Source organism: Micromonospora sp. WMMD735, assembly GCF_049178995.1.
Lineage (GTDB): Bacteria > Actinomycetota > Actinomycetes > Mycobacteriales > Micromonosporaceae > Micromonospora > Micromonospora wenchangensis.
The window spans coordinates 4,834,357-4,847,306 of the sequence record NZ_JBMHMJ010000002.1 but is presented as its reverse complement, the minus strand read 5'-3'; the positions used below and the strand labels follow the sequence as shown (position 1 = coordinate 4,847,306).

General features: G+C 71.3%; 11 protein-coding genes. All 11 read left to right on the top strand.

Annotated features, from left to right (window positions below; all coding sequences use genetic code 11):
- The first annotated feature begins 19 nt into the window (after positions 1 to 19).
- The 11 genes from ACN268_RS20850 (at position 20) to ACN268_RS20800 (ending at position 12,943) form a co-directional block, all read left to right on the top strand.
- Entirely contained in the window at positions 20 to 1,687 is a 1,668-nt protein-coding gene (locus ACN268_RS20850; protein ID WP_421484641.1) for an NAD(P)/FAD-dependent oxidoreductase, read from the top strand.
- Between the two features lie 58 nt (positions 1,688 to 1,745).
- Positions 1,746 to 3,374, top strand: coding sequence for an NAD(P)/FAD-dependent oxidoreductase (locus ACN268_RS20845; protein ID WP_421484640.1), 1,629 nt, complete (start codon positions 1,746 to 1,748; stop codon positions 3,372 to 3,374).
- 223 nt (positions 3,375 to 3,597) lie between these two features.
- Entirely contained in the window at positions 3,598 to 4,440 is an 843-nt protein-coding gene (locus tag ACN268_RS20840; RefSeq protein WP_421484639.1) for an SAM-dependent methyltransferase, read from the top strand.
- Entirely contained in the window at positions 4,433 to 5,746 is a 1,314-nt protein-coding gene (locus ACN268_RS20835; RefSeq protein WP_421484638.1) for a cation:proton antiporter, read from the top strand. The genes ACN268_RS20840 and ACN268_RS20835 overlap by 8 nt, the downstream gene beginning before the upstream one ends.
- A gap of 13 nt (positions 5,747 to 5,759) precedes the next feature.
- A complete protein-coding gene (locus tag ACN268_RS20830) occupies positions 5,760 to 6,899 on the top strand; it encodes an acyl-CoA dehydrogenase family protein (RefSeq protein WP_421484637.1) in 1,140 nt (379 codons plus the stop codon).
- Positions 6,896 to 8,365, top strand: a complete 1,470-nt coding sequence (locus tag ACN268_RS20825) for an amino acid adenylation domain-containing protein (protein ID WP_421484636.1) — start codon at positions 6,896 to 6,898, stop codon at positions 8,363 to 8,365. The genes ACN268_RS20830 and ACN268_RS20825 overlap by 4 nt, the downstream gene beginning before the upstream one ends.
- The gene (locus ACN268_RS20820; protein WP_421484635.1) at positions 8,362 to 8,895 is read left to right on the top strand and encodes a flavin reductase family protein; all 534 of its coding nucleotides are present in this window, start codon (positions 8,362 to 8,364) and stop codon (positions 8,893 to 8,895) included. Before ACN268_RS20825 ends, ACN268_RS20820 begins: the two co-directional genes overlap by 4 nt.
- Before the next feature lie 297 nt (positions 8,896 to 9,192).
- On the top strand, positions 9,193 to 10,401 hold the full coding sequence (locus tag ACN268_RS20815; protein WP_421484634.1) for a serine hydrolase domain-containing protein: 1,209 nt from the start codon (positions 9,193 to 9,195) through the stop codon (positions 10,399 to 10,401).
- Positions 10,402 to 11,121, top strand: a complete 720-nt coding sequence (locus ACN268_RS20810) for a VanZ family protein (protein WP_421484633.1) — start codon at positions 10,402 to 10,404, stop codon at positions 11,119 to 11,121.
- A 9-nt stretch (positions 11,122 to 11,130) separates the two neighbouring features.
- Positions 11,131 to 11,814, top strand: coding sequence for a response regulator transcription factor (locus ACN268_RS20805; protein ID WP_204925374.1), 684 nt, complete (start codon positions 11,131 to 11,133; stop codon positions 11,812 to 11,814).
- Positions 11,807 to 12,943, top strand: coding sequence for a sensor histidine kinase (locus ACN268_RS20800; RefSeq protein ID WP_421484632.1), 1,137 nt, complete (start codon positions 11,807 to 11,809; stop codon positions 12,941 to 12,943). Before ACN268_RS20805 ends, ACN268_RS20800 begins: the two co-directional genes overlap by 8 nt.
- The last annotated feature ends 7 nt before the right edge of the window (positions 12,944 to 12,950 follow it).

The following is a 12,950-nucleotide window of genomic DNA, read 5'->3' as shown; positions in this document are numbered from 1 at the left end:
TCGCCAAGGAAGGACTGTCATGAGGCAGAGCCAGCTGGAGAAGACGACCTACGACGTGGCCATCCTCGGTTCCGGGGTGGCCGGGAGCCTGCTCGGCGCGATCCTCGCCCGACACGGCGCGAAGGTCATACTGCTCGACGCGGCCTCCCACCCACGCTTCGCGGTCGGCGAGTCCACCATCCCGTACACCCTGCTGTATCTGCGGACGCTGGCCGAACGTTACGACGTCCCCGAGATCAAGGCGTTGGCGACGTTCACCGAGACCCGCAAGACGCTGGGTGAGCGGTTCGGGGTCAAACGACACTTCGGTTTCCTGCTGCACCACCCGGGCCAACCGCAGAATCCCCGGGAGAGCAACGAATTCAACACCCCCAAGAACCTCCTCAACGAGGCGGCGCACCTGTTCCGTCAGGACACCGACTCGTACCTCTTCCACGTCGCCATCAAGTACGGGTGCAAGGCACGGCAGAACTTCCTCGTCTCGGAGATCGACTTCGACGACGCCGGGGTCACGGTGACCGGACGGGACGCCCAGTACCGGGCGCGGTACCTCGTCGACGCCAGTGGCTTCCGGTCGCCCGTCGCCGAGAAGTTCGGGCTCCGGGAGAACCCGTGCCGGCTCAAGCACCACTCGCGGTCGGTGTGGAACCACATGCTCGACGTCACCCCAACCGACGCCCTGTTCGACCACTCCCCCGACAACCGGCCGCCCTTCCCCTGGTACGAGGGGACCGTGCACCACATGTTCGAGCGGGGATGGGCCTGGGTCATCGCGTTCGACAACAACAAGTGGTCGACGAACCCGCTGTGCAGTGTGGGTATCACCGTCGACCCGCGGCGTTACCCCAAGCCGGACGACCTGACCCCGGAGGAGGACTTCTACCGCCTCGCCGCGCCGTATCCGGACATCGCCCGGCAGTTCGAGGGGGCCAAGCCGGTACGGGAGTGGGTCTCCACGCCGCGCCTGCAGTACTCGTCCAGCCGCTGCGCCGGTGACCGCTGGTTCCTGCTGTCGCACGCCGCCGGCTTCATCGACCCGCTCTTCTCCCGTGGCCTCTCGAACACGGCCGAGGCGATCAACGCGCTGGCCTGGCGGTTGCTACGGGCGGTGCGCGACAACGACTTCTCGGCGGAGCGGTTCGAGTTCGTGGAGCGGCTCCAGCAGCGGCTGTTCGACTACAACGACTCGCTGGTGAACGCGGCGTTCATCTCGTGGCAGCACTACGACCTCTGGACGGCGGTGTTCCGGTTCTGGGCCTGGGGCGCGAACGCCGGGTGCTACCAGATCCAACGTGCGCTCACCCGGTTCGCCCAGGACGGCGACGACCGGCACTTCAAGGAACTGGAGGACGTGCCGCACCTGGGGCACTACTGGGGTTTCAACGACGGCTTCGCCAAGGCGTACGACAGCATGGTCGAGCAGGTCGACGCCGTGGAGGCCGGCCGGGCCGATGCGGCCGACGTCGCCGACGACCTCTACGCGCAGATCGAGGCGGCCGACTTCTGGCCCAAGGGCTTCGGATTCGCTGAGAGGGACATGCGTTTCATCAGCCCCGGCCCCAAGACGTTCCTGCGGATGGCCCGTTGGGCGCGCACCGAGGCCGACCCGGAGCTGGGCAAGTTGATGATCGAGACGGGTCGGGAGGCCCTGAAGTCCCGCCTCATCAAGGGACGGAAGTTGTTCTGACCGCTCAGCGGCACCGTGCGCGCCGCCCCGGCGTCGCGGGATGAACCGGGAGGACATCGTGACGACACCACATTCCACCGAGAAGTTCGACGTGGCGATCCTCGGCACCCACCTGGCGTGCAGCGTGCTCGCCACCGTACTCGCCCGGCACGGCCTACGGGTCGTGCTGGTGGACGCGCCGGGCCCGGACGAGATCGCCGGCGAGACGACCGTCCCCTACACCGCGGAGGTGTACTTCACCCTGGCCCGCCGGTTCGACGTCCCGGAGATCGCCGGGTTCGGGCTGACCAGCCTGTTGCCGGAACACATCAGGCAGACCAGCGGGATCAAACGCAGCCTGGGCTTCCTGCACCACACCGCCGGGCGGGAGCACGATCCCCGGCAGGCCGTCCAGTTCAACGTCCCCGGGGAACACGCCGAGTGGCATCCGTACCGGCCGCACGTCGACCAGCACGGCCTCGCCCTGGCCCGCCGGTACGGCGCCGTGCTGCTGCCCCACCGTCCGTCGGTCGCCGACGTCACCCTCGGCACCGACGGCGTGACCCTGCTGCTGGCGGACGGGACGCACTGCCGGGCGCGGTGCGTCGTCGACGGCAGCGGGTCGGCGTCGCCACTCGTACGCCGGCTGGAGCTGGACGACCCGGAGCCACGACTCACGATGCGCTCCCGGGTGCTGGCGGCCCACCTCACCGGTGTGACGCCGTTCGAGGACTGCGTCGACCTGACCCGCTACGACACCGCGACCGCCTTCTCGAAGGGCACCGTCAGCCACGTCTTCGCCGGCGGGTGGATCCAGGTCGCCCACTTCGACAACGGGACGCCGCACAACCCGTTGGCCGGTGTGGTGGCCAGCGTGGACCCGGTGCGCTTCGCCGAGCTGCCCAACGACCCGGAACGGGCGTTCCGTACCCTCGTCGCGCGGTTCCCCGCCATCGAGCGGTGCTTCACCGGGGCCACCGTCAGCGAAGGCTGGCAGACCGGACGACCCTGGCAGCGGACCGTCTCCCGGACGGTGGGCGACCGCTGGCTGTTGTTCGACCGGACCGCGAGCCGCAACGACCTGTTCCTGTCCCGGGACCTGACCATGGGCGGGGAGATGGTGCACGCGCTGGCACCGGTGCTCATCCGGGCCGCCCGGCACGACGACTGGTCGGCCGACAGCCTTCGTCCCGTCGCGGACTTCCAGGAACGCCTGATCCGGTTCAACGACCGCCTGCTCTCGGCGGCGCGGGTGGCGACCACGGACTTCGGGCTCTGGAACGCCTACTCGCGGGTGTGGCTGTTGTGGTCGATGCTGTCGGCGCTCTCGCTCAAGGGCACCCGCAACGAGTGTCTCACCGGCGGCTCCTGGGAGGCGTTGGAGCGCGCGGACACCGGCCCCCGCTCGTTCGCGGTGCCCCGGGGACTGCCCGAACTGCTGGATTCGGTCTTCGACCTGATGGACGACGTGCGTCGGGGGGACCTCGCGGCGGTGACCGCGACCGAACGGATCTTCGGCCTGCTGCGTCGCGCGCCGATCGTGCCACCGGTGTACCGGTTCGCCGACCCGAAGGCCCGGTACTACCACTTCAGTCTGGACAAGCGCATCAGGATGCTGGTGTGGTCGAAGACGATCGCCCCGGCCGAGTTCCGACGGGTGATCACGAAGGAGAACCTGACCAACGTCCCGCCCGCCGCCGTGCGCTGACCGGCCGCACCGGGCGCGCATCCCCGACCGGCTCCGGCCGGTCGGGGCGGGGCGTCGCGGAGCACCCCTGACCCCCACCGGCGGTCGGCTCGGTGTGCCCGGCGAGGGCACCGCCGAGCCTGCCGGACCTCCACCTTGGATAGACCGACGCTCAAGGGTCCGCTGCCTACGCTGTGCCGCGAATCGTCCGGTCCGTGTGAACAACGTCGCGAGATGAGGTTCGATGTCTACCACCGAGACCATCCAACGTTTCTACGACTCGATCAGTGATCCGTACGCCCGCGCCTGGGACCACAACTTCCACCTCGGCTACTGGGACGACCCGGACGAGCCGGTCACCGTCGAGGCGGCGACCGAGCGGCTCACCGACGAAGTGCTGCGCCGGCTCGTGACGGCACCCGGCGACGCGGTGCTCGACGTGGGTTGCGGCATCGGCAAGCCCGCGATCCGCCTCGCCGCCACGCGGGACCTCACGGTCACCGGAGTGTCGATCAGCGAGGAGCAGATCGACGCCGCCCAGCGGGTGTCCACCGCGTACGGGCTGGCCGACCGGGCCCGCTTCGTCGCGGCGGACGCCGCCGACCTGCCCTTCCCCGCCGCGAGCTACGACGCGGTCTTCGCGTTGGAGTCCCTGCACCACATGGCGGACCGGGGCCGGGTGCTCGCCGAGATCGCCCGCGTGCTGAAGGCGGACGGTTCCTTCGTCATCGCCGACTACGCGCTGCGCCACCCGCCGACGCCCGGACAGGAGCAGATCGTGACGGAGTTCCGCAGCGCCTGCCATCTCGCCACCCTGAGCACCATCGACGAGTACGTGGCGGACGTGACGGCGGCGGGATTCGTGCCGATCGAGGTGGTCGACGTCAGCGAACACGTACAGCCGTCGTTGTTCCAGCACGTCCAGGCCATGCGGGACGCGCGCGCCGAGCTCGTCGGCAACCTGCCGCCCGGGGCCTTCGACCGGATGATCGAGTCGAGCGAGCGTTACGGACAGTTGTCGGCCGCGGGCTACGTGGTCATCGCGTGCCGGCGGGGCCGCCAGGGAAGCAACCGGAACGATGGCTGACGCCAACCCCACGGAATGGCACGTCGTCGTGGCGATCGGTGGCGCAGGGCTGCTCCTGCTCGTCATCACCGTCTTCGTCGGGCTCGCCCGGCGGCTACGCCAGCCGGCGGTCATCGGTGAGATGGCCGCCGGCATCGTTCTCGGGCCGAGTGTCCTGGGGTTGGTCGGCGGGGACCTGCCCGACGTGTTGTTCCCACCGGCCGTCCGGCCCTACCTGACGGTCGTGGCGCAGATCGGTGTGCTGCTGTTCATGTTCGTCATCGGGTGGGAGTTCGACCGTTCGATGGTCGCGGCGCACCGCAACCGGGCCGTCCTGATCTGGGTCGGATCGCTGGCGCTCCCGATGACGCTCGGCATGGGGCTGGCTCTCCTGCTCTACCGGCACACCGACCTCGTCGGCCGGGACGGCGTACCGGCCGTCGGCTTCGCGCTCTATCTGGGCGTCGCCATGTCGGTCACGGCGTTCCCCGTCCTGGCCCGGATCATCGTCGACCACGGGTTGCAGTCCAGGAGCCTGGGCGTGCTCGCGCTCGCGCTCGCGGCGGCCGACGACGTCTTCGCGTGGTGCGTGCTCGCCGTCTCCGTGGCGCTGGTGACGGTGTCGGGCCTCGGCGGATATCTCTCCGTCGTCGCCTGGTCGGCGGTCTATCTCGCCTGCATGGTGTGGGTGGTCCGGCCGGTGGCGGCGATCGCCGCCCGGCGGCTGTCCGCGTCGGCGGCCCCCTACCTGACGGTTGCCCTGGCCGGCGGGGTGTTCGCCTCGGCGTTCGCCACCTCCGCCATCGGTATCCACGCGATCTTCGGCGCGTTCTGCTTCGGCCTCGTCATGCCGCGTGGCTCCGACGGTGCGGTCCTGCGGCAGGCGGTCGAGCCGATCCGCCAGGTCGGGCTCGTGCTCATGCCGGTGTTCTTCGTCGTCACCGGACTCTCCGTCGACCTGACCACGTTCACCGGTTCGACGCTGCTGCTCACCGGCGTCATCATCGCCGTGGCGTGCCTGGGCAAGCTCGGTGGGGTCGCGCTACCCGCCCGGCTGAGCGGAATGAGCGCGCGGGACGCCACGGCGCTCGGCCTGCTCATGAACACCCGCGGTCTCACCGAGTTGGTGATCCTGAGCGTGGGCTTCTCCCTCGGTCTGCTGTCGGTGCAGCTCTACAGCGCAATGGTGGTGATGGCGCTGTTCACCACCGCGATGGCGGCCCCGCTGCTGGCCCTGACCCTGCGGGAAGGCGCGGCGCGGTCGGTGTCGCCCCCGCCGGAACCGGCCGACACCGACCTCGCCGGGCTGTCCGCCCGAACCGAGTAGCCCTGGAGGAATCGTGGATTTTCGATGGTCCCCAGCTCAGTCCGAGCGGTACGACAGGGTGCTGGGGCAGGCCCGGGAGCGTTTCCCGTCGGCGTCCGGGATCGGCACCGACGCGCACCGGGCCGACGGTTGGAAGCACCTCGCCGACATGGGTGTGCACGGCTGGTGCGTACCGACGGAGTACGGCGGTGAGGCACTCGGCGCCCTCGACACGGCGCGGCTGGTGGAGGCACTCGGGCGCGGTTGTGCCGACACCGGCCTGGTCTTCGGCGCCAGCGCCCAGCTGTTCTCCTGCACGGTGCCGATCCTGCACTTCGGCGACGCCGCGCTGCGGGCACGGCTGCTGCCCGCGATCTGCGCCGGTGAACTGGTCGTGGGCAACGCCATGACCGAGAACGAAGCCGGCTCGGACGTCTCCCGGCTGTCCGTGACGGCCCGGCGGGTGCCGGACGGATGGATCCTCGACGGGGAGAAGAGCTTCGTCAGCAACGGGCCGGTGGCCGACGCCTTCGTCACCTATGCGACCACCGATCCGGGCGCGGGTCACCTCGGTCTGAGCGCCTTCGTCATCGAGCGGCAGAGCGCGGGCGTCGGCGTCGGCCCGCGACACGACAAGATGGGACTGGCCGGGTGCCCCGCCGGCCCGCTCCGCCTGACCGGGTGCTTCGTACCCGACGCCCAGGTGCTCGGCACGCCGGGCCAGGGTGCCGCGATCTTCCAGACCGGGATGGCGTGGGAACGCACCTGCCTGTTCGCCGGCTATCTGGGACTCGCCGACCGCATCCTCGACCGGGTCACCGACCACGTGACGCACCGTCGCCAGTTCGGTCGGCCGTTGTCACGCTTCCAGGCCGTCTCCCACCGCCTGGCCGACATGGCGGTTCAGGTGGAGAGCGCCCGACTGCTGCTCTACCGGGCGTGTGACGAGATCGACCGGGGGCAGCCGGCGGCACTGTCGATCGCGATGGCGAAACTCGCGGTCTCCGAACACGTCCTGGCGGCTGCGCTGGACGCCGTCCGGCTCTTCGGCGCACGTGGCTACCTGCGGGACGAGGGGATCGAGGCGACGCTGCGCGACACCGTGCCGTCGGTGATCTTCTCCGGCACCTCCGACATCCAACGCGAGATCATCGCCAGGGAGCTCAAGCTATGAGACTGCACGACCTACTGGGTGTGGCGGCGCAGCGTCGGCCCGACGCGGTGGCGGTCGTCGACGACGGCGGGCCCACCTCGTACGGGGAGCTCGCCGGCCTCGCCGACCGGTACGCCGCCGGCCTGCGGGAGCGTGGCACGGGACCCGGCGACCGGGTCGTCATCTGGGCGGGCAAGACCGTGGAGACGGTCGCGCTCATGCAGGCCGTCCTGCGGGTGGGGGGGATCTACGTACCGGTGAGCCCCACCAACCCGGCATCGCGGGTGTCGCTCATCGCGAAGGACGCGGATGCGGCGCTCGTCGTCACCGGACCGCACCAGGCGGCGGACGCCGGTGAGATCACGCTCGCCGGTCGGGCTGTCGCCGAAGGACCGGAGCTGCTGCGCGATGCTGCCGACGGCACGCCGCCGCACGACTCCGCCGCTGACGACCCGGCGTACATCCTCTACACCTCAGGGTCGACCGGCACCCCGAAGGGCGTGTGCATCAGCCACCGCAACGCTCTGGCGTTCGTGGGGTGGGCCACCCGCACGGTCGGGGTGGGCCCGGGGGACCGGCTGTCCAACCACGCCCCCTTCAACTTCGACCTGTCGGTGTTCGACCTGTACGCGGCGTTCGCCGCCGGTGCTTCGGTGCACCTCGTGCCCGCCGGGTCGGCGTACTCGCCGGAGCAGCTGACGGCGTTCCTGCGCGAGCGGCGGATCACCGTCTGGTACTCGGTGCCGTCCGCCCTGACGCTCATGATGCGCGACGGTGACCTGCTGCGTGGCGGTCCACCCCCGGACCTGCGCGCGTGCATCTTCGCCGGGGAGGTGTTCCCGCTGCCCGATCTGGCCCGGCTGAGGCGGGCCTGGCCGACGGTACGGTTCTGGAACTGGTACGGGCCGACCGAGACCAACGTGTGCACCTCGTACGAGGTCACCGAACTCGACGTCGACGTCGAGCGACCACTGCCGATAGGTACGGCGAGCGCCGGCAACGAGGTGCGCATCGTCGACCCGGCGGGGGACGGCACCGGTGAGATCGTCGTAACCGGTCCGACGGTGATGCTCGGTTACTGGGGGCGGCCTCCCCAACAGGGCGCCTACCACACCGGTGACCTCGGCCGGCAGGACGCCGACGGCCTGCTGCACTACGTCGGCCGGCGGGACCAGCAGGTCAAGGTGCGGGGCCACCGGATCGAACTCGGAGAGATCGAGAACGCGATCGCCACCCTTCCGGGCGTCGAGGAGGTCGCGGTGGTGGCCTGTGGTGACGGACTCGACCGGGCACTGCACGCCTTCGTCGTCCCCGCCTCCGGTGTGCGGCTGTCGTCCCTCGACGTGCGCCGTTGGTGCGCCGAACGGCTTCCGTCATACATGATCATCGATCGGTTGCACGCGGTGGAGGCACTGCCGAGGACCGCGAACGGAAAGGTGGATCGGCGCAGCCTCGGCTCGCGCCCGGACCTGGGAGGGAAATCATGACGAGTTCCGCACCGGACACGCCCCGGCCGTCGGTGTGCCCCGCGACGTTCCGGGTCATCATGGCGTCCTTCGCCAGCGGGGTCTGCGTCGTCACGACCCTCGACGAGTACGCGCGTCCGCGTGGCTTCACCTGTTCCGCGTTCTGCAGCGTCTCGGTCGACCCTCCGCTGCTGCTCTCCAGCGTCAGCAGCCAGAGCTCCACCCTGACCGCCGTGCGGGACTGCGGACGCTTCGCGGTCAACATGCTCGGTCGGCACGCCCGTGACGTGTCGGCGTTGTTCGCCTCGGCCGTGGACGACCGGTTCGACCGTGTCGCCTGGGCCCCGGGCCCGGCCGCCGGGATGCCGCTGCTCGCCGACACGGTCGCCGACGCGGAGTGCGAGTTGACCGACCTCGTGTCGGTCGGCGACCACACGCTGATGATCGGCCGGGTCGTCGGTGGTGGCGTGCGGTCCGAGCGTTCCCCGCTGGCGTACTGGCGCGGTGGCTACGCCGAGGTGCTGCCGGCGGGCCCGGCCGGACGCCGGTGACGATCCCGCCGCCTCCGGGCTGCCGCGACCGCAGGCGGGACGGCGACTCCACCGGATCCGACTGAAGCCGGTCACACATCGTCCCGGGGTGACGGGCCCTGCCGGAACGGCAGGGCCGTTATCGCGGGCGTATCGGAAAACCCATACGCCACCGCAACGTCCGTGCGCCTTGAATCCGGGGATGGACCGGACCGCAGCACTCTCAGCGCACGATTCGTCGACGGAACAAGGGGCGTGACCATGCATTCGGATACCGCACGGGGTATCGACCGGCGGCGGTTGGTCACCTGGGGTGCAATGGCCGCCGCAGGCCTGGTGGCGGCGGGCGGGCCGTTGGCGGCTGCCGGCACCGGCCACGCCCGACCGGCCCGCACCGGCCCGTCCGGGCGCGACCGGGCCCTGCCGGACACCCGGCCCGGCGGGGCCTACGACCGGTACGTGGCCCAGCTGGCCGCCGAGGGCAGGTTCTCGGGCGTGGTGCTGCTGTCCCACCGGGGCCGGACGGTGCTGTCCCGCAGCTACGGCATGGCCGACCGGGAGCGGCAGGTCCGCAACCACGAGGGCACCGCCTTCAACCTCTCCTCGGGCAGCCAGCCCTTCCTGTCGGTGGCCATCCTCCAACTGGTGCAGCAGGGCAGGGTGGGGCTGGCCGACCCGGTGGGCAGCTACCTGACCGGGCTCGCCGCTCCGATCGCCGAGCAGGTGACCATCCACCACCTGCTCACCAACACCTCCGGCCTGGACGCCCCGATGCCGGACTGGCAACGCGTCTTCCACAGCCGGGAGGAGGTGCACGGGTACCACGAGCAGTGGGTCCGGCAGGCGACGCTGACGGGGGTGCCCGGCACCGGGTCCAACGGCCACCTTCCCGGTGGGGGCGTCGGCCTGGCCATGGCCGCGCAGGTCGTGGAGGCCGTGTCCGGCACGACGTTCTGGGACTACGTGCACGAGCACGTGTTCGGGCGCTGCCGGATGACCGGCTCGGCGTTCTACACCAGGGACCAGTGGCTCACCGACGAGCACATCGCACACCCCTACCTGCGGCAGGCCGATGGCAGCCTGGTCGACGCCGTCCGCAACCTGGACAGGGGCAGCCTCGACCCGAACATCCTGGGCCGCAACCCGGGCCGGGCCTTCATCGGGTACGCCTCGGGCGACGGCTTCGCCACCGCACCGGACCTGGTCCGGTTCGCCGAGGCGCTGCGCGACGGCACGCTGCTCGACCGGCCGTACGCCGACCTGTTCGCCGGGGCCAAGCTCCCGGGCCCGGTGCCCACGGCGTACGAGGGGTACACGATGCCGGTGAGCATCGTCAACGGCCAGTGGGTGATCGGCCGGGGCGGCGGGGCCGGCGGCATCGGCGCGAACTGGAGCATCTACCCGGACACCGGGTGGGTCGGCGTCATCCTCGGCAACACCGACGGCATACCCATGCTGGACATCTGCCTGCGGGAGGCCGAGGCCGTCACCGGAGCGCCGGTCGGCCCGCCCGGCGGCGGTGGCTGAGTGATCCGGTTGGATTTCCCGACCCGGACCGTCGTGCCCGCCGGCCTGGCTGTCCTCGGGCTGGCGGGCGCGGCGTTCACCGTACGGCGGCCACTGCTGATGTCCGCCCCGACGTGTCTGGCCGGACGGTGGCACGGCTGCTACGACACGTTCAACGGGGTGGTGCTCATGACCCTGGTGGGCCTGCCGGTGGCGGCCCTGGTGGGGTGGGCGCTGGCACGGCTGCGGCGGGCCGCCGGCGTCACCTCGGCGTGGCGCAGGTCGCTGGCCGAGGTGGGAATGGTCTACGGGACGGTGCCGTTCGTGTGGATGACCCTGATGCCGGGAGCCGCGCCGGGCGTCGCCCCCGGCCGGGTGAGTCTGGTCCCGCTGCGGGACCTGGTCACGATGGGGCCGATCGGGATCGGCGGCAACCTGCTGGTCCTCGCGGCGCTGGGATTCTTCGCCCCGGTTCGGTTCCCGGCGCTGGCGTCGGTGCCGCGGGTCCTGGCGCTCGGTGCCGGCTGCTCGGTCCTGATCGAGACCGCACAGTACGCGCTGTGGCTGGACCGGGTGTCGTCGGTGGACGACGTGCTGGTCAACACCGTCGGCGCCGGGCTGGCCGCGCTCGCCTCACGCCGCTGGTGGCGTACCCCGGGCAGGGTGCCGCCCCGTCCCGCGCCGGCACCGGCGACCCGGGGCCGGCACGAGCGCGGCGGTGCCGCCGCCCGCCGGCCATAGGCTGCCGCCGTGCGCGTACTGATCGTGGAGGACGAGCCGTTCCTGGCCGAGGCCGTCCGGGACGGCCTGCGGCTGGAGGCGATCGCCGCCGACATCGCCCCCGACGGCGACACGGCCCTGGAACTGCTCGCCCTCAACCACTACGACCTGGCGATCCTCGACCGCGACATCCCCGGCCCCTCCGGCGACGAGGTCGCCCGACAGGTCGTCGCCTCCGGCAGCGGCATGCCGATCCTCATGCTCACCGCCGCCGACCGGATCGACGACAAGGCGTCCGGCTTCCAGCTCGGCGCCGACGACTACCTGACCAAACCGTTCGACCTGCGGGAACTCGTGCTCCGGATCAGGGCGCTCGACCGCAGGCGCGGGCACGCCCGGCCCCCGGTCCGCGAGACCGCCGGCCTGCGGGTCGACCCGTTCCGCCGGGAGGTCTTCCGCGACGGACGCCACGTCGCGCTGACCCGCAAGCAGTTCGCCGTGCTGGAGGTCCTCGTCGCCGCCGAGGGCGGGGTCGTCAGCGCCGAGGAACTGCTGGAACGGGCCTGGGACGTCAACGCCAACCCGTTCACCAACGCCGTCCGGATCACCGTCTCCACCCTGCGCAAACGGCTCGGCGAGCCGTGGATCATCGCCACCGTGCCCGGCGTCGGCTACCGCATCGACACCGGACACCCGGGAGACGGCCGTGGCTAGGGCGCCCGGTCTGAGCGTCCGGCTCAAACTGACCCTCAGCTACGCCGGGTTCGTCATGCTGGCCGGTGGCCTGCTCCTGGTCACCGTGTGGGTGTTCCTGCTGCGGTACGTGCCCGAGGTGATCGACGCCCCGCCCGCGCCGGCACCCGACGGGTCCCTTCCCCCCACCCCCGTCATGTTCGTGCCGGACCGCTTCGACCTGCTGCGCGCGTTCGCCCCGCGAGCGGTCCAGGTGCTGGCGATCCTGCTGGTCTTCGGCCTGCTGGGCGGCTGGGTCCTGGCCGGCCGGATGCTCGCGCCGCTGACCCGCATCACCCACGCCACCCGGGTGGCGGCGGCCGGGTCGCTGTCCCACCGGGTCCGGCTGGAGGGCCGTCGGGACGAGTTCCGGGAACTTTCCGACGCGTTCGACTCGATGCTCGCACGACTCGAATCCCACGTCGCCGAGCAGCAGCGGTTCGCCGCGAACGCCTCGCACGAACTGCGTACCCCGCTGGCGATCTCCCGTACCCTGCTCGACGTCGCCCGCCGGGACCCCGACGCCGGGCCGGCCGAACTCCTCGACCGGCTGCACGCCGTCAACCAGCGGGCGATCGACCTCACCGAGGCGCTGCTGCTGCTCGGCCACGGCGACCGGGGCACCTTCGCCCGTACCGACGTCGACCTGTCCCTGCTCGCCGAGGAGGCCGCCGAGACGCTGCTCCAGCTCGCCGAGCGACGTCGGACCACCCTGGAGGTCACCGGCGGGGCGGCCCGGACCAGCGGCTCCGCCGAACTCCTGCTGCGGATGGTGACTAACCTCGTGCAGAACGCCGTCGTCCACAACCTGCCCACCGGCGGCACCGTGACGGTCCACACCGGGGCGTCCGGCGACAACTGCCTGCTACGGATCGAGAACACCGGTCGCCGGCTCCCGCCCGAGCTGGTACCGACCTTCACCGAGCCGTTCCAACGCGGCACGGAACGGGTCCGCACCGACGAACACGCCGGCTTCGGACTCGGCCTGGCCATCGTGCACAGCATCGTCCGCGCCCACGCCGGAACCCTCGACCTCGTCGCCCGCCCCGACGGAGGTCTCACGGTCACGGTCCGGCTCCCCGGCATCGGCCATCCCGGCCGGACGGGGTGACCGGCCG